This window comes from Nonomuraea sp. NPDC048892, assembly GCF_040649735.1.
In the GTDB taxonomy this organism is placed as follows: domain Bacteria; phylum Actinomycetota; class Actinomycetes; order Streptosporangiales; family Streptosporangiaceae; genus Nonomuraea; species Nonomuraea maheshkhaliensis.
Window position 1 is genome coordinate 19,110 of record NZ_JBEZFZ010000026.1, and the last position, 22,698, is coordinate 41,807.

The following is a 22,698-nucleotide window of genomic DNA, read 5'->3' on the forward strand; positions in this document are numbered from 1 at the left end:
CGCGACTGTATCTAACGGTGGTCACCGTAGATCACCGCGATAAGATACGCAAGTGAATCTCAACCGCACCCGTCCGCCGTCCGAAGGCTCGTCGCGGGACGGCGGTGCGACGCGGCGGCGCGGTGCGAAGCTGGAGGACGCGATCCTCGACGCCGCATGGGAGGTGCTGACCGAGCACGGCTACCACGGCTTCACCTACGAGGCCATCGCCGCCCGCGCCGGCACCAGCCGCCCCGTGCTCTACCGGCGCTGGCCCCGGCGCCAGGACCTGCTGCTGGCCACGCTCAGCAAGTTCTGGCGGCTGATCGACGTGCCCGACACCGGCAGCCTGCGCGAGGACGCGATCGGCTTCCTGCGCAACGCCGACGCCGACCGCGCGGGCATGATCACGCTGATGAGCGTGCAGTTGGAGGAGTACTTCCGCGACACGGGAACGAGCCTCGGCGAGCTGCGCGACACCCTCCTCCCGCCGGGCCTGCCGAGCGCGTTCGAGACGATCGTCGCCCGCGCGGTCGAACGCGGTGAGCTGCCGGACGCGCCGCGCTCGCCCCGCGTGCTGAACCTGCCGCTCGACCTGCTACGCCACGACCTGCTGCTGACGATGCGCCCGGTGCCGGACGAGACGATCACCGAGATCGTGGACGAGGTCTGGCTGCCGCTCCTCGGCCGTCCGGCTCAGGCCAGCCCGGGGAAACGTCCGACGGGGAACGTCTCCACCTGAGGGCTGCGCTGCTGCACGAGCACTCCGCCGTCCACCACGAGCATCGCGCCGGTGACGTACGCGGACTCGTCCCCGGCGAGGAAGACGGCCGGCCCGACCAGGTCCTCCGCCACCCCGCCCCGCCCGAGCGGGACGGTCTCGTCACGCAGCCGCCGCGCCTCCGGCTCGAAGTGGGCCGGCCTCGTCGCGATCAGCCCGGGAACGAGCGCGTTGACGCGGATCCCGTACGGGCCGAGGTCGAGCGCCATCGACCGGGTGAGTCCCTCCACGCCCCCCTTGGAGGCGTCGTACGCGACCATGCCCCGGTGCGCCCGGGTGGCCCCGCCGCTGGACATGTTGATGATGCTGCCCGCCCGCCGGGGCGCCATCACGGCGGCGGCGCGCCGGCCGCACAGGTACTGGCTCTTGAGGTTGGTGTCCAGGAAGTGGTCCCACCACTCCTCGTCGGAGTCCAGGAAGTGCCGCTGAACGGTCACGTCGCCGGCGTTGTTGACCAGGATGTCGAGGGCGCCGTGGGCGGAGAGCGTGGCGTCGAAGAGCCGGTCCACGTCCGCGGCACGGCCGACGTCCGCGCCGAGCCCGACAGCCGTGCCGCCCGCCGCGACGACCTCGGCGGCGGCCTTCTCCGCGGCGGCGCCGTCGAGGTCCGCGATGACGACGGCGGCCCCCTCGGCGGCGAACCCGCCGGCGATGGCGCGGCCGATCCCGTGCGCGGCGCCGGTGACGATCGCCACCCGGCCCGCGAGCCGCCCCGCTCCGCCACTCATGCGACCCGGCCCTCCGTCACGGTGAAGTGGAGGGCGGCGCCGTCGGCGTGCTCGGCGTAGCGGCGTGCCCCCTCAGGGGTGGCGGACGCCTTCCAGGCTCTGGCGATCATCGACGCTCCTCTTCCACTGCTCAGATCACGAACTTCTCGGGACGTACGGCGCCCGCGCCGAACCGCCCGGCGGAGAACGGCGACAGGTCCAGGCTCACGGGCAGGCCGAGCACCCGTTGCGCGAGGTGCTCGCCGACGGCCGGCGACTGCTGGAAGCCGTGGCCGGAGAACCCGGTCGCGTAGTGGAAGCCGTCCACCGGGCCTGAGCCGATCATCGCGTTGTGGTCGGGGCTCATGTCGTAGTAGCCCCACCACGACGACTCGATCGGCAGCCCGGCCAGCACGGGCAGCCGTCTGGTCGCGGGCTCGCCGAGGTCTTCGAGCTCGCGCTGCCGGCCGCCGAAGACCATCCCCGGGCCCTCGCGGTGGAAGTAGAACCCCGACGCGAAGTCCACGGTGAGCGGGGCCGAGCCGGGGACGCCGCCGTCGCGGCCGGTGTAGTGCATCGCGCGGGCCTCGCCGCGTACCGGAAGCTCGATCCCGATGCCGCTCGCGAGCCCGGCCGAGTGCACCCCGGCGGCGCAGATGACGGTGGGGGCCGCGATCGGCCCTTCGGCGGTGTCGACGCCGGTGACCCTGCCGTTCTCGGCGCGGATGGCGGTGACCGCGCGCCCGGTCTCGATGCGGACGCCGAGCCGCCGCGCCGCCGTCGCGTAGCCCTGCACCACCGCCTCCGGCGTCGCGTACCCCTCGCTCGGGCAGAACGTGGCGCCGACGAGGTCGTCCGTGGCCAGTTGCGGGACGAACTCGCGCACCGCCGCCACGTCCACCATCTCGCTCGGGATGCCGAGGCCCTGCTGGACGCGTACCGCCCGGCGGAAGGCGTCGAGGTCGGCGGTCGAGCTGAGCACGAACAGGTAGCCCACCTGCTTGAAGCCGATCGGTACGCCGGTGAGCTCCTCGAAGCGCAGGAACTCCGCCAGCGAGCGGCGTACGAGCAGGGAGTTGAGCTCGTCGGCGTGCTGCAGCCGGATTCCTCCCGCGGCCTTGCCGGTCGAGCCCGAGCCCAGCGCGTCCGCCTCCAGCAGGACGACGTCCGTACACCCGGACGCGGCCAGATGGTAGGCGACGCTGGTTCCGACGCAGCCGCCACCGATGATCACGACCTCGGCAGTCCGCATCCGGCCCTCCTCATCGGATCCGAAAAGGCATGATTGAGCCTAGATCGTCCACATTCGTCGTGTAAAGCGGGAAATATGGGATCCGAGAATTCAGTATCGTGACCTCAGCCCGACCCCGATCGGAGGCACGGCGATGAACGGAGAGCGGCGCGTGACGGCGGACCGGACGCGGACGGACGCCGGCGGGGAGCCTCCGGAGCCCCACCCCGGCCCGCGGACGGCGCCGTCGGGCGGAGCCGGCGATGTGGCGGTCACCACGAAGGCCGACCAGATCGCGCAGGCCATCGAGGAGCTGATCATCGCCGGCCGCCTCGCGCCCGGCACGGTGCTGCGCCAGGACGAGCTGTCGCGCCGCTTCGGCGTCAGCCGCACCCCGATCAGGGAGGCGCTGCGGCAGCTCGCGGCGGTGGGCCTGGTGTCGTTCACGCCCAACAGGGGCGTACGGGTGCGGGCGCTCGACCGTGACGAATGGACGCAGACGTTCCTCGCCAGGGCCGCGCTGGAGGGCGCCGCCGCCGAGCTGGCCGCGCGACGCCTGACGGACGCGCAACTCGCCGAGCTGGACGCGGCCAACGCCGAGTTCGGCCGCCAGACCGCCGTCTTGCGCGACCCCGGGGCGCCGGCGATCGAGCGGGAACGGGCCTCGTTCGCCTGGATCGCCGCCAACGAGGACTTCCACACCACGATCATCAGAGCCGCGGGCGCTCCCCTGTTCGAGCGGCTGATCGCCGGCCTGCGGCGGGTCTTCTCCGGCGAGGCCCTGTGGGCCCCCGGCTCGCCCGCCGACCGGCTCTACGAGATCAACCTGCGCCAGCACGAGGCGATCCGCCAGGCGCTCGCCGTACGCAACGGCCCGGCCGCCCGCATCCTGGTCCAGGACCACATCATGGACTCCTGGCGGCTGCTGCAGGCCGTCCTGGACGAGCCGCGCGCATAGACCGGGGCGCGTCAGACCGAGGGAACGCGGATCACAGGGGAGAGACGCCGGCCTTCAGCTTCCGATGCGCGCGGTTGATGTCGATGATCACGTCGAGGGCCTGGCGAGCCTGGGCCAGCTCCCGCATGTGCCGGTCGATCCGCTCCCGCTCCTCCATCAGCCGTTCGAACGCCTCGTCGCTGGTCTTCTCACTGGGCGAGTCGACGCACGGCAGCACCTCGGCGATCGTCCGGCTGGACAGCCCGGCCGCGTAGAGCCGCTGGATGAGCCGTACCCGGTCGACCTCCTCGGCGGTGTAGCGGCGCTGCCCGCTGGCGCTGCGCGTGCTGCTGAGCAGGCCCTGCTCCTCGTAGTAACGCAGCGACCGGACACTCACCCCGGCCTGCGACGCCAGCTCGCCGATCCGCATCGCCTGTCCCTTCCAGAGGGGATCTCCGCCAGACACTCACGTCTGACGTCAAGGTCAGCATCCAGCGTACGGTCTCAGCCGGTGGCGTCGGTTCGCGCCGCGCCGCCGACGTGGTCGCCCACCTGCGCGCCGGCGCCGGCGCCCGTCCTCGGGGTCGGCGCCGGCCCCGAGGACGGGCGCCTGCACGCGCTGATCGGCGAGCCCTCGCTCAAGAGCGAGCGGTTCCGGCGGCTGTGGGCGCGGCACGACGTGCGCACGGCTCGTCCCGGTACGTTCTCGATCCGGCCCCCCGGGCCGGCGACCTGGAGCTGATGGTCGAGAAGTTCGCCGTGACCGGCACGGAGGGGCTGGAGGTGCTGCTCCTGCATGCCGAGCCCGGCTCACGTTCGGCTCGCGCGCTGGAGATGCTGGGCGAGCGGGCCGCTTGCTTGAGCGGCGCCGGGCCGCTGACCGCGCGTCCCTCTCAGGCGCTGGCCGCCGACCGCCAGCGGTCGAGGATGGCCGCGTCGTCGAGGTCGCCGCGCCAGGCCACCTCTTCAGGGACGGCGAACGGCAGCCAGTCTCCGTAGTCGGGGGCGCCGGGCGTGATGTCGCGGGTGCAGTCGACGCGGGTGCCGTCGGGCAGGGTGATCGGCTCGATGACGCGAAGAACTCCGCCGGTCAGCATGAGGGCGGTCATGAGGGGAATCCCTTCCGTCTCGCACGTCACCTTTCCCCGCTCAGCATAGCGCGGGCCCGTGAACGTGGGGGAGTGGCGGGCCATCAGCCGATCCCGTACCGGCCGGCCAGCCAGGTGTAGGCCTGCTGGGCGGCGTGCTCGTCGCCGAACAGTCCGATCAGCCGGCGGGCCCGGCGGGTGAGCACGCAGGCGAAGGCCTCGGCGAAGAGCTCGGCGGCGTCCTCGCGGTACGGCGGCGGCAGGTGGCGGGCGCGTACGGCGTGCAGCCTGGCCCAGGTGTCGCCCCGCGACGGCATGCCGTCCAGGTGGTCGGTGGCGTGCCCGAGTTCGTGGCCGGCCACGCTGACGGAGGGGGAGGGCGTGCTGCCCACGCCGATGCGGCGCCGGTGCGGGTCGTAGACGCCGGCGCTGCGCTCCCAGCCGCCCTGCTGGACCGGCAGGGGCACCCCGCGCAGCGCCTCGAACCCGGGCAGGTCCGGCACGGCGCCGGGCCCGACGACGATCCCGCCGTCGAGGTGGGCGGCCAGGCGGGTGCCCAGCGGGCGCGGCACCGCGCTGAACGTCATGATCGCCAGCAGCACGGCGGCCGGAGGGAAGGTGCCGGGGAACCAGGCGCGGGTGAGGCGGTGTTCGAGCGCGCCGACGTGCAACCAGCCCGGCCGTCCTCTGCTCTGGCTGGCCACACCCGTCTCCCTGATGAGTCGCTGGGACGGCGGCCGGACCGGCTCCGTCCGCCGCCCGGTCGCACGACGTAAATCTACAAAGTAAAGGCGCTCGATTTCTACGGTTTGCCCTTTTTCGCCCCTCAAGAGACCACCCATTTCGTCGACGACACCGGATGATCATCTCAATCCGCGAGAGCGGTCGCGACGCGAAAGCGGCCGGCGGGGGCGCCGCGAGCCCCCGCCGGCCGCGTGCGCTGAGTGATGCCGGGGCTGGGCGACACCTGCGGTGAGTTGAGCATTCCGCTGTGCTCGTCACTCTCCGTGCATATACGTTTCCCCAATGGAGTTGTTCACCCCGACGCTGGACTGGAGTTCCGAGGTCTGGGCATCGCTGGTGTGGATCGCCACGGCGTGGGTGATCGCGGCGGTGTGCACCTTGGGGGTCCTGGCGCTGGTCGGGTTCTTCACGGAGTGGGGCAGGCAGTTCTGGCGCATCACCGGCGACTACTTCACCGGGCGCGGGAGTGTCAGGGCCTGGCTCTGGCTGTCGGCCCTGCTGCTGTCGGTGATCGCCGGTGTCCGGCTGGACGTGCTGTTCAGTTATCAGGGCAATGACATGTTGTCCAGCCTTCAGGTGGCGGTGCAAGGCATGGCCGTGAACGAGCCGGCGGTGCGGGCGTCCGGTGAGGGCGGGTTCTGGACCTCGCTGGCGGTCTTCTGTGTGCTGGCGGCGATACACATCGCCCGGTTGTTGCTGGATCTGTTCCTGTTGCAGCGGTTCGTGCTGGCGTGGCGGGTGTGGCTGACCGACAGGCTGACGGGGGATTGGCTGAAGGGCCGGGCGTATTACCGGTCGCGGTTCATCGACGACACGATCGACAACCCGGATCAGCGGATCCAGTCCGACATCGATGTGGTGACCGGCGGCTTCGGGCCGTTGCCGAATCTGCCGAGCAATGGGGGGACGGGCAACACGCTGTTGTTCGGGGGGATTTCGGCGGTGGCGTCGATGGTGTCGTTCACGGCGATTCTGTGGAGTCTGTCGGGGACGTTGTCGATCTTCGGTTTGGACATTCCGCGGGCGATGTTCTGGATCGGTCTGGTGTATGTGGTCATCGCGACGGTGGTGGCGTTCTGGATCGGGCGGCCGATCATCTGGCTGGCGTTCCGTAACGAGAAGACCAACGCGGCGTTCCGGTATGCGCTGGTGCGGTTGCGGGATGCGGCGGAGGCGGTGGCGTTCTATCGGGGTGAGGTGGCCGAGCGGTCGGGGTTGCGGCGGTTGTTCGCGCCGGTGGTGCGGAATTACAAGCGGTATCTGAACCGGACGATCGGGTTCAACGGCTGGAATTACGCGATCAGTCAGAGCATCGTGCCGTTGCCGTATGTGTTGCAGGCGCCGCGGTTGTTCGCGGGGGAGTTGCGGCTGGGTGATCTGACGCAGTCGGCGTCGGCGTTCAATGCGATTCAGAACGGGTTGTCGTTCTTCCGTAATGCTTACGACGCGTTCGCGGGGTATCGGGCGGCGATCATCCGGTTGCACGGGTTGGTGGTGGCGAATGAGGAGGCGCGGGCGTTGCCGGTGGTGACGACGTTGCCGTGTGTCGATGGGGCGGTGGCGTTGAAGGATGTGGAGGTGCGCACACCTGATGGGCGGCAGTTGATCAAGCCGTTGGATCTGCGGTTGGAGGTGGGGGACACGTTGGTGGTGACGGGGCCGTCGGGGAGTGGGAAGACGACGTTGTTGCGGAGTCTGGCGGAGTTGTGGCCGTTCACGAGCGGTACGTTGACGCGGCCGTGCGGGCCGGAGGAGACGATGTTCCTGTCGCAGTTGCCGTATGTGCCGCTGGGCGATCTGCGTGCGGTGGTCTCTTATCCGGGTGGTGAGGGTGCGTTCGGTGACGAGGTGCTGCGTGGTGTGCTGGACCGGGTGTCGCTGCCGCATCTGGTGGATCGGCTGGACGAGGTGCAGGACTGGGCGAAGGTGTTGTCGCCGGGGGAGCAGCAGCGGGTCGCGTTCGCGCGGATTCTGCTGACGCGGCCGAAGGTGGTGTTCATGGACGAGTCGACGTCGGCGTTGGACGAGGGGTTGGAGTTCGAGCTGTATCGGCTGGTGCGGACGGAGTTGCCGGAGACGATCGTGGTGAGTGTGAGTCATCGTTCGACGGTGGAGCGGCATCACACGCATGAGCTGCAGTTGCTCGGCCGGGGTGAGTGGCGTTTCGGCGCGTTGGGGGACGGTGCGCAGGAGCCCGCTCCGGCGTGACGGCCCTTGGGGCCCTGGCGTGTCGGGCCGTTGTCCGGTACGGGTGGTGCATGACGTTCGAGATTCGTCCCGTCGCGGTCGTGGAGTCGTCGCTGACGGATCCGGGGGGTGCTCCGAAGCAGGGGGTGGAGGGTGCGCCGGATGCCTGGTTGCGGTTCGATCCGGCGGTGGCCGAGGGGATCGGTGATCTGGCGGCGGGCGACGAGGTGTTCGTGCTGACGTGGCTGCATCTCGCCGATCGGTCCGTGCTCGCGGTGCATCCGCGTGATGACGTGCGTAATCCGTTGACGGGGGTGTTCAGCACGCGTTCGGCCGATCGGCCGAATCCGGTCGGGTTGCATCGGGTGCGGGTGCTGGCGGTCGAGGGGTTGCGGGTGCGGGTGGCCGATCTGGAGGCGGTGGACGGTACGCCGGTCGTGGATGTGAAGCCGGTGCTGGACGCGGCGCGGTGAGCGGGGGCGCCGGCTGGTCGGGGGTTATGAGGGTTTCTGGTCGATGAAGGCGGTGATCTTCGGCCGGTCGCGGGCGAAGGCTTCGTAGGTGCGCCGTCCGAGCAGCAGGGCGATCTTCATCGTGTGGTGGCCTCGGTGAGTGCGGCCAGTTGGGCGGTGACGGTGCCCCAGCCGTCGGCGAAGCCGAGTTTGTCGTGGTGGGCGCGTGATTCGGGGTCGCCGTGGCGGACGAGGACGCGGTAGTCGGTGCCGTCGGGGTGGTCGGCGAAGGTGATGGTGGCGGTCATGGCGACGGGGGCCGGGTGGGCGGGGCGCCAGTCGCTGGTGATGGCGTTGGTGAAGACGATGCGTTCGAGATCGTCCACGGCGAGGAAGCAGGCGTCGAGGTGGGGGGCGAAGTCCGCGCCGCCTTCGCTCATGCGGGTCACGAACGCGCCTCCCGGTCGCGGGTCGAGGCGGTCGACCCGGCAGGCCAGCGGGGCGGGGATCCACCACCGTTCCAGGCGGGCGGGGTCGGTCCAGGCGTTCCAGACGGTGGTGCGGGGGGCGCGGATGACGCGCTCCACGGTGAGGTCGAGGTCGGGGTTCACGGGGTGTTCTCCTGTGGGTCGGTGACGAATCGTTCGAGGCGGTCGGTGTGGTCCTCCCAGAGGCGGCGCTGCTCTTCGAGCCAGTCGCCGAGGAGGGTGAGGCGTTCGCGGTTGAGCACGCAGGTGCGGACCCGGCCGGACTTCGTGGTGTGGATGAGTCCGTTGGCTTCGAGGGTTCGTACGTGCTTCATGAACGAGGGGAGGGTCATGGGGAATTCGCGGGCGAGGTCGCCGACGCTGGTGGGGCCGTGGCCGAGGCGGCGGACGACGGCGCGGCGGGTGGGGTCGGCGAGGGCGACGAAGACGCCGTCCAGCTGCGCCGAATGGTGTGCCATGCGGCTAAGTGTTGCGGATGGGTGATGGTTAGCGCAAGGGCTAAGTTTTGGCTGCGGGTGCGGTGCGGGGCTGAGCCGGTGAGCTGCGGTGCTGCCTGATGGCGGGTGCGGGCGTTTGCGTAGGGTGGGCGGCGTGAGCGAGACAGTGAGCGTGCGGCGTGTCGGCATCATCGGGGTCGGGGAGATCGGCCGGGCCATCGTGACGGGCCTGTGCGAGGGGGCCGGTGAGCCGCTCGAGGTGTTCCTGTCGCCCCGTGGCGCCCGTACGGCCGCCGAGTTGTCCGCTCGTTATGACAACGTGCGGGTGTGTGCCGGCAACCAGGAGGTGGTGGACCGGTCCGAGCTGGTGATCATCGCTGTGCGTCCTCGTGACCGGCACGAGGCGCTGGCGGGACTGCGCGTGGACGACGGCACGATCGTGGTGAACCTGATGGCCGGGGTCGGTGACGACGAGCTGCGCCGGATCCTGGGCACCGGTGCTCCGCTGGTGCGGGCCATCCCGTTGCCCGCCGTTCGTGAGCGCGACTCCGTCACGGTGACGTGCCCGGCCCATCCTGCGGTGGAGGCCCTCTTCGCGCGCCTGGGCGGGACGCTGCCGGTCGGGGACGAGGCGGCGTTCAACGTGTTCTCCGCCCTGACGGGGACGCTGACCACCCATTTCGGATATCTGGCCGCGCTCACGTCGTGGGCCGTCGGTCACGGCGTTCCGGCCGAGGTGGCCTCGCGTTATGTGCGCGGCCTGTTCCAGGGCGTCGGGCGTGCGCTGGGTGATGAGAGCCGGTCGCTGCAGCAGCTGGCCGCCGACCATGAGACGCCGAACGGGAGCAACGAACGCGTGCGCACCACCTGGTTCTCCCCGGCCAACAACGCGGCTCTGGACCGCGTGCTCGACGACCTCCTCGCCGACCTCGCCCGGCCCGCGCCCCAGCCTGGGGACGAGCCCGAGGACAGGCCCGGTCATGCGGCGGACGGTGAGGCGGCGGACGGTCAGGAGAAGCGGCGGCCCTCGTCGCGGCGGTAGGCCCAGGCGGCGGCGGCCGCCATGGCGACGGTCCAGCCGGCCAGCATGACCAGCGAGATCGCGCTCGGCCGGGCGTCGGCGACGGCCCACCAGATCAGCTCGGCCGCGCCCCTGGTCGGCACGTACGAGGACACGTCCTGCACGAACTGCGGCAGCACCTGGGGCGGGAGCAGCAGCCCGCCGAGGATGGCCATCGGGAAGAACAGCAGCTGCGACACCGCCATGGCCGCCTTGGAAGCGAGCCTGAAGCCGACGAACAGCCCCATCAGCATGAACGGCACGACCCCGGCGATCAGCGCGCCGAGCCCCAGCAGCAGCCGGGCCGGGGTGATCGCGGCCTCCGTGAACAGCGTCGCCACCACGAGCACGGGGATCGTCGAGAAGAGCATGACGGCGAGCGTGGACAGGATCCGCCCGGCGAACCGCGGGAGCGGGCCGGCGGGCAGGGTGCGCAGGTACGGGTTCCAGGGCAGCTCGCGTTCCTGCGAGACCGAGGTGCCGAGCCCGATGAGCGCGGCCGACATGGCGCCGAAGAACATCAGCGAGCCCGTCGCCGTCGTGGCGGCCACCGGGTCCTGGCCCGCGAACGGCACCACGAACGCCAGCATCGAGATGGCCGGGAAGAACGCGCTGGCCAGGATGGCGATCGGCACCCTGATCTGCTCGATCAGCAGGTAGCGGGTGTGGGCGAGGACCAGGCTGGACATCGAGGTCTCCTTCGGGGCGGGGGCTGGGGCTGGGGGCGCGCTCTCCGCCGAGATGGGGGATGGGCGAGCGGGCGCGCTCTTCTGCGAGGTCGGGGCCGGGCGTGCGGGCGCGTTCTTCTCCGGGGTGAGGCCGGGGACCGGGTCAGGCATGCGCGGGTGTCTTCGAGGTGAGGGCGAGGAAGGCTTCCTCCAGGGTGGCGGGCCTGATCTCCAGGCCGGAGAACGGCGCCCCGCTGCGTACCAGCTCCACGACCAGCCGGTCGGGATCGTTGACGACCAGGTCGAACCGGTCGCCCGAGCGTTCCGTGGCGAGCACGCCGGGCAGCTCGGGCAGGTGGCCGGCGACGAGGGAGACGCGGCGGGTGCCGACCAGGCCGCGTACGGCGCCGACGGTGTCGTCGGCCAGGAGGCGGCCGGAGCCGACGACCACGACCCGCTCGGCCAGCGCCTCGATCTCCTCCAGGTAGTGGCTGGTGAGCAGCACGGTGCCGCCCTCCGCGTGGAAGGACCTGATGCCGTCCCACAGCGCCCGCCGCGCCTCGACGTCCAGGCCGGTGGTCGGCTCGTCGAGGAACACCAGCTTCGGCCGGCCGGCGAACGCCAGCGCCACGGCCAGCCGCCGTCGCTGCCCGCCGGACAGCCCGCCGACCTGCCGCCTGGCCAGGTCGTCCAGGCCGAACCTGGCCAGCAGCTCCGTCGTCCCGACCGGGTCGGGGAAGTGCGCGGAGACGAAGCGGGTGATCTCGCCGACGCGCAGCGACTCGGGCAGCCCGGTCTCCTGGGGCGTGACGCCGATGCCGCGCCGCATGACCGGGTTCAGCGGCGAGCCGCCGAACAGCTCGACCGTGCCCGACGTAGGCCGGCGCAACCCGGCGAACAGGTTGATCAGAGTGGACTTGCCGGCGCCGTTGGGGCCAAGCAGGCCGACCAGTTCGCCCGCCCGGATGTCGAGTGAGACGTGGTCGAGCGCGAGCACGTCGCCGTAGCGGCGGGTGACGTTGGTCGCTCGGGCGAGGACTGTCATGTCAGCTCTCCTGTGGGGGTGGCGTGGGTGAAGGGCGCGTGCGGGGGGCGTTCAGCGCCGGGTCAGGCCCAGGACGACGACGGAGCCGACGACCAGGTGCATCAGGAGCAGCACCAGCGTCGCGGCGGTGCCGGTGGCGCTGCCGAGGGGGCCGGTCAGGGACAGGGCGAGCACGGCCAGGGCGGTGATCGTCCAGATCCGGCGGGCCTTGGCGGTGAAGCGTTCGAGCACGGCGAGCAGCGCCCAGCCGGCCAGCCCGGCCGCCAGGCTCGCGAGCACGACCATCACCGGCCCGACCGGCTGCGGGCCGGCGCCCATCCGCGCGCTCAGGTCGGTTCCGGCCACCGGGACCGCCAGGGCCCAGACGGCGAGAGCGGCCGCGGCGGCACCGATCACGGTGAGCAGCCGCTTCACGCGGGACCGAGCGGGGGACTGGGCGCGCGACTGGGTGGGGGACTGGGCGGCGGTCGGCTGGGAGTTCGGGGTGGTGTTCATGCCGCCAAGCCTCGCCCGCCGGCCTGCCCGGCACATCGGGCGCACGGTCGCGCCGTGTCCTTCCCGGGTGGGGTACGCCTCCGACTTTGGTAGGTGATGGGCCCGCCGTACCGGCGGTTAGCCTGGGCCGATGAGCCAGAGCCGACGCCCGCACCCCTTCGCCGTGGCAGGCGTGATCCTCGCCATGGGCGCGCTGACCGCCCTGGCGCTGTGGGGGCAGGCGGGCCGGTCCAGCTGGGGGCTGGACGTGGCGCTCGCGGTGGTGAGCCTGGCCGCGGCACTCGCCCAGCTGTGGTGGCCGGTCCACGGCGCGCTGGTCGCCACGGTGCTGGCCACGCTGTCCCCGGTGGCCACCCCCGCGGCGACCATGGGGGCGCTGCAGGTGTCGCTGCGCAGGCGGTTTCCCGTCGCGGCCGCGGTGACCGCCGCGGGCATGGCGGCTCATGTCGTGCAGGGGTGGTGGCGGCCCAACTCCGGCATCTCGCTGTCATGGTGGCTGCTGCTCATCTGCGCCTCCTACGGCGCGCTGCTCGGCTGGGGCTCGTGGGCCCGCTCCCGCCGCGCCCTGCTCATCTCTTTGCGCGAACGGGCCCGCCGCGCCGAGGCCGAGCAGGGCAGGCGGGTGGCCGAGGCGCGCATGGCCGAACGGCGGCGGCTGGCCAGGGACATGCACGACGTACTGGCTCACCGGCTGTCCCTGGTGGCCACCCACGCGGGGGCGCTGGAATACCGTCCCGACTCCTCACCCGACCGGCTCGCCGCCGCCGCGGGCGTGGTCCGCGCGGGCGTGCACCAGGCGCTGGAGGAGCTGCGCCAGGTGATCGGCCTGCTCCGCGAGCAGGACGACGAGTCCGACGAGCTCGCGCCCCGGCCGGGCCTGGCCGACCTGCCCGACCTCGTCGCCGACGCCCGCCAGGCGGGCCAGCCGGTACGACTGGACGAGCGGGCCGGCGACACCGCCGCCCTGCCGCCGGCCGTGTCCATGACCGCCTACCGGGTCGTCCAGGAAGGGCTGACGAACGCCCGCAATCACGCCCCCGGCGAGCCGGTCGAGGTGACGCTGAGCGGCGCGCCCGGCGACACCCTGCAGATCGACGTGCGCAACCCGGCGCCCCCGGCGGACGCCGCCCCGCTCGTGCCCGGCAGCGGACTCGGCCTGGTCGGGCTCACCGAACGGGTCCGGCTGGCCGGCGGACAGCTCGACCACCAGGAGACCGGGGGTGAGTTCCTGCTGCGGGCCCGGCTACCATGGCCCGAGTGATCCGCGTGCTTCTGGTCGACGACGACGCCCTGGTCCGTGCCGGGCTGTCCATGATGCTCGACGGCTCCGGCGGCATCAGCGTGGTCGCCGAGGCGGCCGACGGCCAGGAGGCCATCACCGCCACCGACGCCCACGCGCCCGACGTCGTCCTGATGGACCTGCGCATGCCCCGCGTCGACGGCATCACCGCGACCCGCCGGCTGCGCGCCCGTGCCCGGCCGCCCGAGGTGATCGTGCTGACCACGTTCGACACCGACGAGAACGTGCTGCACGCGCTCCGCGCCGGCGCCGCCGGGTTCCTGCTCAAGGACACCTCGCCGGCGCAGATCGTGGAGGCGGTCACCCGGGTCGCCGCGGGCGATCCGATCCTGTCGCCGCGCATCACCCGGCGGCTGATGGAGCGCACCGTCGCCCAGGCCGGCGCCTACGAGCGCGCCCGCGCCGCCCTGGCGGCCCTCACGCCGCGCGAGCACGAGGTGGCCCTGGCCATCGCCCAGGGCAGGACGAACGCCGACATCGCCGCCGACCTCACCATGGGCGTCACGACCGTGAAGGCCCACGTGTCCAGCATCCTGACCAAGCTCGCCCTGGACAACCGCACCCAGATCGCCCTCCTGGCCCACGACGCCGGCCTCACCTGACCCCGACGCCTCAGCCCTCCGCCCCACGCCTCAACCCCTGGGCCATCCCTCATCGGGGTCAGCCCCCGCCCGATCCTTCACCCCTCGCCCGGCAGGCCAGCTCCCGCCCGGTGCTCCGTCCGGCGAGTCGGCCCGCCCTCCGGAGGGCCAGCTCCCGCCCTGCCCTTCGGCCCTCGCCCGGAGGGTCAGCCTCCGCCTCCTCCTTCGCCCGGGTTGGACGGGTGGCCGGTGATGGCCTCGTCCTGGCGCTGGAGGATCTCCAGGAAGTCCGGCAACTCGTCGTAGTTGCTGAGGACGACGCCGGTCCAGCCGGAGTCCAGGTAGACGGTCCAGCTCGTGGAGATGCCGCCGCTGCCGCCGCCGCGGTTGAACTCCCACTGGCCGCCGCTGATGCGGATCGGGCCGGCGTACGAGGCGAAGGACGGGCTGCCGAGCCGGTCGCCGGGGCCGGGGCGCTTGGCCCCGGTGTAGAGGTCGGCATAGGGCGGCTCCAGCACCGTGCCGCCGCTCAGCGCGTGGGCGAACCTGGCCAGGTCCGGCGCGGTGGCGAAGACGTTGCCGACGAAGGCGCGGCCCGGGTTCTCGCCCGGCCCCTGCCGGCTCATGCTGTCCTTGTCCAGGTTGCGGACGCCGTCCACCCGGCCGCCGTCCGGCTGGCGCATGTAGGGGTGGGCGATGCGCTCGTCGGCGAGCCACTGCGTCCTGGTGTAGTACGCCGAGCCGCGCATGCCGGCGCGGGCGAAGACGTGCTCGTGCATGTAGTCCCAGTACGTCGTGCCGGTGACGGCCTCCACGATCTGCGCGGTGACGGCGGAGGCGGCGCCGCCGCCGGCGGTGTGGCCGTTGGCGGCGTCGTTCGAGCCGGGGGCCGCCCTCAGCGTCGCCTGCCCGGCCCACTGCCGGTGGTACTCGCGCACCTCTTCCCGGCTGGTGAAGACCCGGTGCACGTCCGGTGCCGGCGCGTCGATCCCGGACATGCCGGTGAGCAGGTGGTGGATGCTCACCTGCGCGGCGAGGTCGGCGGCCAGGCCGTTCAGGTGGGTGCCCACCGTGTCGGAGAGTTTCACCTGGCCCCGCTGCACCAGTTGCAGGACGGCCACGGGCAGGAACGGCCCGCCCGCCGAGGAGAGGTTGAACGCGACGTTCTCGTGATTGCGGATCCCCTTCTCCTTGTCGGCCATGCCGTGGGCGCGCGACAGGACCGTCCGGCCCCGGTACGACAGCAGCACGACGCCGGAGAACCTGTCCTGGGCGGCCAGTTCCGCCACGAACCGGTCGTAGGCGCCGCCGGGGAGGGTGTCCGGCGGGAGCCGGTCCTGCCAGGACGCCCCTGCCGCTGATGCCTCGGCCGCGGTGGCGGGGGCGCTGCCGAGCACGACGCCCGCCAGCGGCCCGCCGGCCGCCACCGCACCGGCGGCCAGCCCGCCCCATCCGAGCAGCCGCCGCCGCCCGACCTTTCGCACGGAATCGGTGTCCATTCCGCCTGCGTGGTCCTGGTCCCTGTCGTGCCCGGTCATCGCGCTCCCTGGGCGAGGCGGGAGGCGGGTGTTCGGAGAAGGGCGCGTTGATCGCGCGCGCTGTTGGTCATGGCTGCGATGTTTCAGGGCGAATGTCACCGGCTCGTACGCATGACGCGACCGTTCGTCGACGGACCGCTGCTCCTGGCTGGGTCGACGGGCCTCCGCTCCCGCCCGCGCCGACGGACCTCCGCTCCGGGCCGGAACGCCGCGACCAGCGGTGCCGGGCCGGAACGCCGCGACCAGCCGTGTCGGCTGGAGCGTCGCGACGAGCGGTGCCGCAGCCGTCCCGGGATGCGGGCGCGCGGGTTGGGCGACGGCCGTCTGGGGTGCGGGCGCGCGGGTAGGGGCATCGGCCATGAAAAAGACACGTGCCACCACCCTGCTCGCCACCGCCCTGGCCACCGCGGCCACCGCCGCCGCCGGCAGCCTGGCCACCACGTCGGGTTCCGCCTGGTACCGGCGGCTCAGCAAACCCTCCTGGCAGCCGCCCGCCCGCGCGTTCCCGCTGGTGTGGACGCCCCTGTACGGGCTGATCGCCTACGGTGGGGCCAGAGCGCTGTCACGCGCGGACGAGGAAGACCGGGCCGCGCTCGGCCGGGCGCTGGCGGTGAACCTGGCAACGTGCGACCGGCCCGCAACAGACTCGGTGCCCGGCCGAGCGCCCGGCCGAGTGCCCGGCCGGACGAGCGGCCGGGCGGGAGGTCGCGGGGTCAGCCGGAGGTGCGTTCCGAGGCGGCCTGGCGGAGCTGGACGGCGCGGACCCGTTCGATGTCGAGCTTGGTCGTCCGGTCGAAGCGGTAGATGCCGTTCTCCTCCTGGAATACGTCGGTCAGCTGGGTGTAGCAGTAGCCGAACATGCCCGGATCGTCCAGCAGTGCGTCGGTCAGGCCGGCGAAGCGGGCGTGGAACTCCTCTTCGCTGCGCACGCGCTGGCCGTACCCCCAGGAGCTGATCCGGGCGGCGTCCTGCGTGGTGCCGGCGAGCTCGGGGTTCCACCAGATGCCGCCGTACTCGCTGACGAAGTACGGCTGGCCGCGGTAGGGGACGGAGATGTCCTGCCCGGATTCGTCGTTGACGTACGGTTCGTCCTTGGCCAGGCCGCTGAGCTGGCCGGCGAACTCGGCGGGTTCCTGCTCGTAGTTGTGGGAGTCGTAGATGTCGGTCTCGGGGACGCGGTGGCTGTAGCCGGAGGCGTCGATGACCGGGCGGGTGGGGTCGGTGAGCTTGGTGGCCAGGAACATGCCGCGGGTGACGTCGTCGAGCTGGGTGAGGTGGTCGTGGATGGGCTGGCGGGTCTCGTTGAGCGGGCACCAGCCGATGATCGACGGGTGGGAGACGTCGCGTTCGAGGACCTCCAGCCACTGGGTGATGAAGGAGGCGGAGGGCTGCTGCTCGCGGCCGTCGTGGGCGCCCCAGTCGCCGAACTCGCCCCACACCAGGTAGCCCAGCCGGTCGGCGTGGTAGAGGAAGCGCTCTTCGAACACCTTCTGGTGCAGGCGGGCGCCGTTGAAGCCGGCTTGCACCGACAGTTCGATGTCGCGCAGCAGCGCGGCGTCGGTGGGGGCGGTCATGAGGCCGTCGGGGTAGTAGCCCTGGTCCAGGACGAGCCGCTGGAAGACGGGGCGGCCGTTGATGAGCACGCGCTTGCCGTCGATGGCGATCGAGCGCAGCCCGGCGTAGCTGTCCACGGCGTCGGTGACGGCGCCGGAGGCGTCGAGCAGTTCGATCGTGACGTCGTAGAGGAAGCCGTCGCCCGGCTCCCACAGGCGTACCCGGTCGGCCGGCAGCTCGACGCGCAGTGAGGGGGCGAGGTCGACGTCGGCGCGGGTGATGGCGGTGGCGACGGTTCCGGCGCCGTCGGAGACGGTGACGCGGACCGTGTCGCCGGGGCGGTTGCCGGACAGCGGGGTGACGACGGTGAAGGAGGAGGTGGCGACGTCAGGGGTGATGCGCGGGCGGCGCAGGTGCACGTCGGGGACCGGCTCCAGCCAGACCGTCTGCCAGATGCCGGTGGTGCGGGTGTAGAGGCACTCGTAGTTGTGGTACCTGGCCGACTGCTTGCCGCGCGCCTGCGGGCCGCGCCGGGAGTCGCGGGCGCGGACCACGATCGTGGCCTGCTCGCCGGGCCGGGCCGCGGCCGACAGGTCGGCGGTGAAGGGGGAGAAGCCGCCGCGGTGGCGGGCCACCTCGACGCCGTTCACCCAGACCGTCGCGTCGTGGTCCACGGCGCCGAAGTGCAGCAGCGTCCTGCGGCCCGTCCACGCGGCCGGGATCGTCACGGTACGGCGGTACCACACCGCCTCCATGAAGTCGGTGTGCCCGAGCCCGGACAGGTCGGACTCCGGCGCGAAGGGCACGGTGATGGTGCCGGCGAGCTCGCGTTCGCGCAGTCCGCGCTCCAGGCCGGAGTCCGAGGCGTCGATCTCGAACTGCCAGGGGCCGTTGAGGGTGAGCCAGTCGGGGCGGACCATCTGCGGGCGGGGATATTCCGGGCGTGGCACGTCAAGGGGAACGGTGCTCATCAGACAACCTAACAATTCGCAAGTTTCGGGAGAAGTCAAGTCCTTTTGCTACGTAGCAGAGTGTGCCACACTCCCTCCAACCGGAGCCAACATCCGGCTACCCACCGCTGTGCGGGCCGCCGGATCCTCTGCAAGGAACCACTAATGAGCAAGTCGCCCAATATCCGGCTCTCCCGCCGTAGGGTGCTGCAAGCCGCAGGCCTCTCGGCGCTGCTGGCCGGTTGCGGCACGGGGCCCGCGAGCCGAAGTTCGCAGGAGATCACGTTCTGGCATCTGCTCACCGGCGGTGACGGCGAGCGCATGAACGCGATCGTGAACAAAGCCGACGCGGAACTGCCGGACGCGCATATCAAGCAGATCGTCCTGTCCTGGGGTGCCCCCTACTACACCAAGCTCGCCATGTCCGCCGCCGGCGGCCGGGCGCCCGACCTGGGCATCGCGCACATGTCGCGCCTGGCCGGATACGCGCCCGGCGGCCTGCTGGACCCCTGGGACCTGAACCGGCTGGCCCGCTACGGCATCACGGAGCAGTCGTTCACCGCCCCGGCCTGGAAGAGCTCCATGGTCGACGGTAAGACCTTCGCCCTGGCCCTGGACTCGCACACGTTCGTGGCGTTCTTCAACACCGAGCTGGCCGGCAAGGCCGGGGTGCTCGAATCCGGCGACAAGCTGCCGGAGATCAAGACCCTGGAGGACATGAAGAACCTCGGCCGGGAGTTCAAGAAGGTCACCGGCAAGCCGTACGGGCTGTCCTACGGCTTCCTCGGCGACGGCGCCCAGGTGTGGCGGCTGTTCTGGACCTTCTACACCCAGCACGGCGCCACCTTCGACCTGACCGGCGACAAGTTCGTCTACGACGCCGAGGCGTTCGGCGCGTCGGTCGAGGCGATGCGCAGCCTGGTCGACGGCGACGTGGCCTCCAAGAGCGCCGACTACGCCACCGCCAGCTCCACCTTCCTCAACGGGGACTCCGGACTGGTCTTCTCCGGCGTCTGGGAGCTGCCGCAGTACCAGGACGCCAAGGTGCCGCTGGGCGCCATGCCCATCCCGAACATGTTCGGCACCGGCGTCAACGCCAACTGGGGCGACTCGCACACCTTCGTGCTGCCGCACCAGGACAACCCGGACGAGCACCGGCGCGAGCTGGCCTACCAGGCGGTGGCCGCCATCCTGAAGAACTCGCTGCCCTGGGGCGGCGCCGGGCACACCCCCGCCTACCAGCCCGTCGTCAACAGCCCGGAGTTCAAGGCGCTGCGGCCGAACAGGGACTACGCGGTCACCGCGACGTACCTGCACTACGACCCGCCGTCCTCCTTCACCGGGGCGGCCTCCAGCTTCATGACCCAGTTCGGCAGCATCGTGCAGAACGTGCTGATCGGCCAGACGTCGGTCAAGGACGCCGTCGCCGCCTTCGCCGAGAGAGTCAGCGTCCTCATGTCCAAGGCGGTGCAGCGATGACGTCGGCCACCCTCAGCAAACCGGGCGCCGTGGGCAAGACCGCCGCGACCCGCGCGAAGACGACCAGGAGCCGGGGCGGCCTGCTGTACGTGCTGCCGTTCTTCGTCGCCTTCGCCCTCTTCCTGCTGTGGCCCCTGGTGTACGGCCTGTGGATGAGCTTCACCGACCGCGACCTCGCCGCCGGCGCCTCGCCGCGGGTGGTCGGGTTCGCCAACTACGCCGAGGCCCTCACCGACCCGATGGTGTGGACCACGTTCGGCAACACCGTGCTGTTCACCGTGATGACCACGATCCCGCTTGTCGTGCTGGCCCTGGCGGCGGCGCTGCTGGTCAACATGGGGCTGCCGGGGCAGTGGGTGTGGCGGATGGCGTTCTTCCTGCCGTACCTGCTGGCCTCGACCGTGGTCAGCCTCTTCTGGGAGTGGATCTACAACCCCGAGCTCGGCCTGATCAACGCGGTGCTCGGCGTGTTCGGCATCGAGGGGCAGTCCTGGCTGCAGGACCCCGACTTCGCCATGGCGGCCATCGCGGTGGCCACCACCTGGTGGACGCTCGGCTTCAACTTCCTGCTCTATCTGGCCGCGCTGCAGAACATCCCCGCCACGGTCTACGAGGCCGCCTCGATCGACGGGGCGGGCAAGTGGCGGCAGCTGTTCTCCGTCACGCTGCCGCTGCTGCGCAACATCACCATGCTCATCCTCGTGCTGCAGGTGCTGGCCTCGCTGAAGGTGTTCGACCAGATCTACCAGATGACGGCCGGCGGCCCCGACAACTCCACCCGCTCGATCCTGATGTACGTCTACGACACCGGCTTCACCGGTTACCGGCTCGGCTACGCCTCGGCGATCTCGTACGTCTTCTTCGCCATCATCCTGATTCTGTCGCTGCTGCAGCTGCGGTTCGCCCGGAGGTCCGACCAGTCATGAGAACCAGCTTCGCCGGGCGTGCCGTGGCCCTCGCGGTATTGGCCCTGTTCAGCCTGCTGATGCTGGCGCCGTTCCTGTGGGCGGTGAACACCTCGTTCAAGACCGAGGCGGACGCCGGCGCGAGCCCTGTGACGATCCTGCCCAAGACCGGCTACACCTGGGACATCTACGCGAACCTGTTCCGGCTGGGCAGCATCCCCACCTGGATGGTCAACAGCGTCCTCGTGGCCGCCGCGGTCACGATCATCACGCTGGTGATCTCCACGCTGGCGGGGTACGCGTTCTCGCGGCTGGACTTCACCGGCCGCAAGGTGCTCCTGGGCCTCACCGTCGCCTCGATCATGGTCCCCGGGACGATCTTCATCGTGCCGCTGTTCGACGAGATGCTCGCCTTCAACATGGTCGACACCTACTGGGGGATCATCCTGCCGCAGGTGGTCGCGCCGGTGATGGTGTTCATCCTCAAGCGGTTCTTCGACAGCATCCCGCGCGAGCTGGAGGAGGCCGCGCGGGTGGACGGGGCGGGGTCGCTGCGCATCTTCCTGCGGATCGTGCTGCCGCTGTCGCGGCCGATCATCGCGGCGGTGGCGATCTTCACGTTCGTGGGCGCGTGGAACAACTTCCTGTGGCCGTTCATCGTGACCAACGATCCCGACCTGATGACGCTGCCGGTCGGGCTGGAGACGGTCTCCACCGGCTTCGGCGTCGTCTTCGCCGAGAACATGGCCAAGTCGGTGCTGGCCGCGCTGCCGCTGATCGTGGTGTTCCTGTTCTTCCAGCGCCAGATCATCAAGGGCATCGCCACGACCGGCCTCGGCGGCCAGTAGCGGCGCCGCCGGACCAGGGGCCCGCCCGGCCGGGCGGGCCTCACTGGCTCGACTCGCGCACCCGCAGGTGGAAGTCGACCGTGATGTGCGGCTCGCGCCCGCTCGGCTTGCCGGTGATCTGCTCGTGCAGCATGGCGACCGCGTGGGCGGCCATCGCCTCCAGGTCGGGGGAGACGGACGTCAGCGACGGCGTGGAGTAGCGGGCCTCCTCCACGTCGTCGAACCCCACCAGCGCGACCTCCTGCGGCACGAGGACGCCGCGCTCGCGCAGCGCCCTCAGCGCGCCGAGCGCCAGGGAGTCGTTCATCGCGAAGATGGCGTCGGGCAGCGGGCGCCCCGAGCCGATGTGCTCCTCGATCGCCTGCCGGCCGCGCGCGCGGGACCAGTCGGCCGCGACCATCAGGGCCTCGTCGGCGGGCAGCCCCGCCTCGGCCAGTCCGTCGAGGAAGCCGCGCAGGCGCATGCTCGCCGTCTCACTGCCGTGGGGGCCGTGGCCGAGCAGCATCAGCCGCCGCCGGCCCGTGCTCACCAGATGGCGGACCACGGCCAGGGACGCCTCCCGGTTGGGGATGGCGACATGGTGGATGTCGCCTTCCAGCACGTGGTCGCCCATGAGCACGAGCGGAAAGCCGGGGCGGCGGTGCCGCCCGTCCTCCGGCCGCAGGGACAGCGCCATCATGATCGCGCCGTCGGTGAGCTGGTTGCGGCCGCCCGTCAGGACCTGCAGCTCGCGCTCGCGGTCGGAGTCGGTCACCTCGATCAGCACCCGGTGGCCGAGCGCCTCGGCCTCGCGCACGACCGGGCCGGCGAGGTCGGCGAAGATGCGCGCACGAAAGTCGGGGACGACGAGCGCGATGAGCCCCGTACGGGAGCGCCGCAGGCTGCGGGCGGCCGCGTTGGGCACGTAACCGAGCTCCTCCATGGCCTCCAGCACCCGCCGGCGCGTCTCAGGGCGGACATAGGCGTAGTCGTTGACGACGTTGGACACCGTGCGCTGGGAGACGCCGGCCGCGCGGGCGACGTCGTGCATGCTCACGGCCATGACGGCACGCCCCCCGGCATGCCCTCGGGTACGCCTCCCGGCGCGGCTCTCCCGGCGCGGCGGGCGGCGCCGGCCGAGGCGGGTCGCCCCGCCGCACGGTCGTCGTCGCCGCCGCCGGGTCCGGCGGCCAGGTCGAAGATCACCACTTCATGGTACTGGCGGGGTGCCGGAGCCCGCCTCCGATTAACCGGGCCGCGCCCCC

General features: G+C 71.6%; 24 protein-coding genes and 3 pseudogenes. 13 read left to right on the forward strand and 14 right to left on the reverse strand.

Annotation, left to right across the window (positions count from 1 at the left end):
• Positions 1 to 52 precede the first annotated feature (52 nt).
• Positions 53 to 721, forward strand: a complete 669-nt coding sequence (locus tag AB0C28_RS45545) for a TetR/AcrR family transcriptional regulator (RefSeq protein ID WP_358082194.1) — start codon at positions 53 to 55, stop codon at positions 719 to 721.
• Here AB0C28_RS45545 and AB0C28_RS45550 read toward each other — a convergent pair.
• Both AB0C28_RS45550 and AB0C28_RS45555 read right to left on the reverse strand, forming a co-directional pair.
• The gene (locus AB0C28_RS45550; protein ID WP_358082197.1) at positions 676 to 1,488 is read right to left on the reverse strand and encodes a glucose 1-dehydrogenase; all 813 of its coding nucleotides are present in this window, start codon (positions 1,486 to 1,488) and stop codon (positions 676 to 678) included. The genes AB0C28_RS45545 and AB0C28_RS45550 overlap by 46 nt on opposite strands.
• A gap of 130 nt (positions 1,489 to 1,618) precedes the next feature.
• Positions 1,619 to 2,719: an FAD-binding oxidoreductase gene (locus AB0C28_RS45555; protein WP_357856426.1), complete on the reverse strand. Its 1,101-nt coding sequence runs from the start codon at positions 2,717 to 2,719 to the stop codon at positions 1,619 to 1,621.
• A gap of 151 nt (positions 2,720 to 2,870) precedes the next feature.
• Here AB0C28_RS45555 and AB0C28_RS45560 point away from each other — a divergent pair, with 151 nt between their 5' ends.
• Entirely contained in the window at positions 2,871 to 3,656 is a 786-nt protein-coding gene (locus AB0C28_RS45560; RefSeq protein ID WP_358082200.1) for a GntR family transcriptional regulator, read from the forward strand.
• A gap of 31 nt (positions 3,657 to 3,687) precedes the next feature.
• Here the strand turns inward: AB0C28_RS45560 and AB0C28_RS45565 are convergent, their stop codons facing one another.
• On the reverse strand, positions 3,688 to 4,065 hold the full coding sequence (locus tag AB0C28_RS45565; RefSeq protein WP_357856432.1) for a MerR family transcriptional regulator: 378 nt from the start codon (positions 4,063 to 4,065) through the stop codon (positions 3,688 to 3,690).
• A 3-nt stretch (positions 4,066 to 4,068) separates the two neighbouring features.
• Here AB0C28_RS45565 and AB0C28_RS45570 point away from each other — a divergent pair.
• Positions 4,069 to 4,296: pseudogene (locus tag AB0C28_RS45570) on the forward strand (hypothetical protein); the annotation flags it as partial.
• Positions 4,188 to 4,415, forward strand: a pseudogene (locus AB0C28_RS45575) (hypothetical protein); the annotation flags it as partial. The pseudogenes AB0C28_RS45570 and AB0C28_RS45575, both read left to right, overlap by 109 nt.
• 113 nt (positions 4,416 to 4,528) lie before the next feature.
• Here AB0C28_RS45575 and AB0C28_RS45580 read toward each other — a convergent pair.
• Together AB0C28_RS45580 and AB0C28_RS45585 are read right to left on the reverse strand one after the other, a co-directional pair.
• On the reverse strand, positions 4,529 to 4,744 hold the full coding sequence (locus AB0C28_RS45580; protein WP_346114556.1) for a hypothetical protein: 216 nt from the start codon (positions 4,742 to 4,744) through the stop codon (positions 4,529 to 4,531).
• A gap of 83 nt (positions 4,745 to 4,827) precedes the next feature.
• Positions 4,828 to 5,427 (reverse strand): hypothetical protein, encoded by a 600-nt coding sequence (locus AB0C28_RS45585; RefSeq protein ID WP_357856435.1) that lies wholly within the window; start codon positions 5,425 to 5,427, stop codon positions 4,828 to 4,830.
• A gap of 322 nt (positions 5,428 to 5,749) precedes the next feature.
• On the opposite strand from AB0C28_RS45585, the gene AB0C28_RS45590 reads away from it, so the two are divergent.
• Both AB0C28_RS45590 and tsaA read left to right on the forward strand, forming a co-directional pair.
• Positions 5,750 to 7,675, forward strand: a complete 1,926-nt coding sequence (locus tag AB0C28_RS45590) for an ABC transporter ATP-binding protein/permease (protein ID WP_357856438.1) — start codon at positions 5,750 to 5,752, stop codon at positions 7,673 to 7,675.
• Positions 7,676 to 7,725: 50 nt separating this feature from the next.
• Positions 7,726 to 8,127: a tRNA (N6-threonylcarbamoyladenosine(37)-N6)-methyltransferase TrmO gene (tsaA, locus tag AB0C28_RS45595; RefSeq protein WP_357856441.1), complete on the forward strand. Its 402-nt coding sequence runs from the start codon at positions 7,726 to 7,728 to the stop codon at positions 8,125 to 8,127.
• A gap of 116 nt (positions 8,128 to 8,243) precedes the next feature.
• On the opposite strand, the gene AB0C28_RS45600 is transcribed toward tsaA, so the two are convergent.
• Together AB0C28_RS45600 and AB0C28_RS45605 are read right to left on the reverse strand one after the other, a co-directional pair.
• A complete protein-coding gene (locus AB0C28_RS45600) occupies positions 8,244 to 8,717 on the reverse strand; it encodes an SRPBCC domain-containing protein (protein WP_357856444.1) in 474 nt (157 codons plus the stop codon).
• The gene (locus AB0C28_RS45605) at positions 8,714 to 9,052 is read right to left on the reverse strand and encodes a metalloregulator ArsR/SmtB family transcription factor (RefSeq protein WP_357856447.1); all 339 of its coding nucleotides are present in this window, start codon (positions 9,050 to 9,052) and stop codon (positions 8,714 to 8,716) included. Before AB0C28_RS45605 ends, AB0C28_RS45600 begins: the two co-directional genes overlap by 4 nt.
• 133 nt (positions 9,053 to 9,185) lie before the next feature.
• Here AB0C28_RS45605 and AB0C28_RS45610 point away from each other — a divergent pair, with 133 nt between their 5' ends.
• Positions 9,186 to 10,073 (forward strand): NAD(P)-binding domain-containing protein, encoded by an 888-nt coding sequence (locus AB0C28_RS45610; RefSeq protein ID WP_358082203.1) that lies wholly within the window; start codon positions 9,186 to 9,188, stop codon positions 10,071 to 10,073.
• Here the strand turns inward: AB0C28_RS45610 and AB0C28_RS45615 are convergent.
• The 3 genes from AB0C28_RS45615 to AB0C28_RS45625 all read right to left on the reverse strand — a co-directional run bounded on the left by AB0C28_RS45615 (position 10,040) and on the right by AB0C28_RS45625 (position 12,299).
• Positions 10,040 to 10,780: an ABC transporter permease gene (locus AB0C28_RS45615; protein WP_357856452.1), complete on the reverse strand. Its 741-nt coding sequence runs from the start codon at positions 10,778 to 10,780 to the stop codon at positions 10,040 to 10,042. The genes AB0C28_RS45610 and AB0C28_RS45615 overlap by 34 nt on opposite strands.
• Before the next feature lie 142 nt (positions 10,781 to 10,922).
• Positions 10,923 to 11,804 (reverse strand): ABC transporter ATP-binding protein, encoded by an 882-nt coding sequence (locus AB0C28_RS45620; RefSeq protein ID WP_358082206.1) that lies wholly within the window; start codon positions 11,802 to 11,804, stop codon positions 10,923 to 10,925.
• Positions 11,805 to 11,855: 51 nt separating this feature from the next.
• Positions 11,856 to 12,299 carry a DUF6069 family protein gene (locus AB0C28_RS45625; RefSeq protein ID WP_358082209.1) on the reverse strand — a complete coding sequence of 148 codons (444 nt, stop codon included), beginning with the start codon at positions 12,297 to 12,299 and terminating at the stop codon, positions 11,856 to 11,858.
• Between the two features lie 130 nt (positions 12,300 to 12,429).
• On the opposite strand from AB0C28_RS45625, the gene AB0C28_RS45630 reads away from it, so the two are divergent.
• Both AB0C28_RS45630 and AB0C28_RS45635 read left to right on the forward strand, forming a co-directional pair.
• Positions 12,430 to 13,560, forward strand: coding sequence for a histidine kinase (locus AB0C28_RS45630; RefSeq protein ID WP_358082212.1), 1,131 nt, complete (start codon positions 12,430 to 12,432; stop codon positions 13,558 to 13,560).
• Positions 13,548 to 14,201 carry a response regulator transcription factor gene (locus tag AB0C28_RS45635; RefSeq protein ID WP_346114238.1) on the forward strand — a complete coding sequence of 218 codons (654 nt, stop codon included), beginning with the start codon at positions 13,548 to 13,550 and terminating at the stop codon, positions 14,199 to 14,201. The genes AB0C28_RS45630 and AB0C28_RS45635 overlap by 13 nt, the downstream gene beginning before the upstream one ends.
• A 185-nt stretch (positions 14,202 to 14,386) precedes the next feature.
• Here the strand turns inward: AB0C28_RS45635 and AB0C28_RS45640 are convergent, their stop codons facing one another.
• Entirely contained in the window at positions 14,387 to 15,718 is a 1,332-nt protein-coding gene (locus AB0C28_RS45640; RefSeq protein ID WP_358082216.1) for a serine hydrolase domain-containing protein, read from the reverse strand.
• A 358-nt stretch (positions 15,719 to 16,076) separates the two neighbouring features.
• Here AB0C28_RS45640 and AB0C28_RS45645 point away from each other — a divergent pair.
• Positions 16,077 to 16,307: pseudogene (locus AB0C28_RS45645) on the forward strand (TspO/MBR family protein); the annotation flags it as partial.
• A 124-nt stretch (positions 16,308 to 16,431) separates the two neighbouring features.
• Here AB0C28_RS45645 and AB0C28_RS45650 read toward each other — a convergent pair.
• Positions 16,432 to 18,243, reverse strand: a complete 1,812-nt coding sequence (locus tag AB0C28_RS45650; protein WP_358082219.1) for a sugar-binding domain-containing protein — start codon at positions 18,241 to 18,243, stop codon at positions 16,432 to 16,434.
• Positions 18,244 to 18,387: 144 nt separating this feature from the next.
• Here AB0C28_RS45650 and AB0C28_RS45655 point away from each other — a divergent pair, with 144 nt between their 5' ends.
• Genes AB0C28_RS45655 through AB0C28_RS45665 form a run of 3 tightly spaced genes read left to right on the forward strand, consistent with a single transcriptional unit; the run spans position 18,388 to position 21,454 of the window.
• Positions 18,388 to 19,701, forward strand: coding sequence for an extracellular solute-binding protein (locus AB0C28_RS45655; RefSeq protein ID WP_358082222.1), 1,314 nt, complete (start codon positions 18,388 to 18,390; stop codon positions 19,699 to 19,701).
• Positions 19,698 to 20,627, forward strand: a complete 930-nt coding sequence (locus AB0C28_RS45660; RefSeq protein ID WP_357856474.1) for a sugar ABC transporter permease — start codon at positions 19,698 to 19,700, stop codon at positions 20,625 to 20,627. Before AB0C28_RS45655 ends, AB0C28_RS45660 begins: the two co-directional genes overlap by 4 nt.
• Positions 20,624 to 21,454, forward strand: a complete 831-nt coding sequence (locus AB0C28_RS45665) for a carbohydrate ABC transporter permease (protein WP_357856477.1) — start codon at positions 20,624 to 20,626, stop codon at positions 21,452 to 21,454. The genes AB0C28_RS45660 and AB0C28_RS45665 overlap by 4 nt, the downstream gene beginning before the upstream one ends.
• Positions 21,455 to 21,494: 40 nt before the next feature.
• On the opposite strand, the gene AB0C28_RS45670 is transcribed toward AB0C28_RS45665, so the two are convergent.
• Complete coding sequence (locus tag AB0C28_RS45670; protein ID WP_358082369.1) at positions 21,495 to 22,484, reverse strand: LacI family DNA-binding transcriptional regulator; 990 nt, start codon at positions 22,482 to 22,484, stop codon at positions 21,495 to 21,497.
• Between the two features lie 2 nt (positions 22,485 to 22,486).
• Complete coding sequence (locus AB0C28_RS45675; RefSeq protein ID WP_357856480.1) at positions 22,487 to 22,639, reverse strand: hypothetical protein; 153 nt, start codon at positions 22,637 to 22,639, stop codon at positions 22,487 to 22,489.
• Positions 22,640 to 22,698 lie beyond the last annotated feature (59 nt).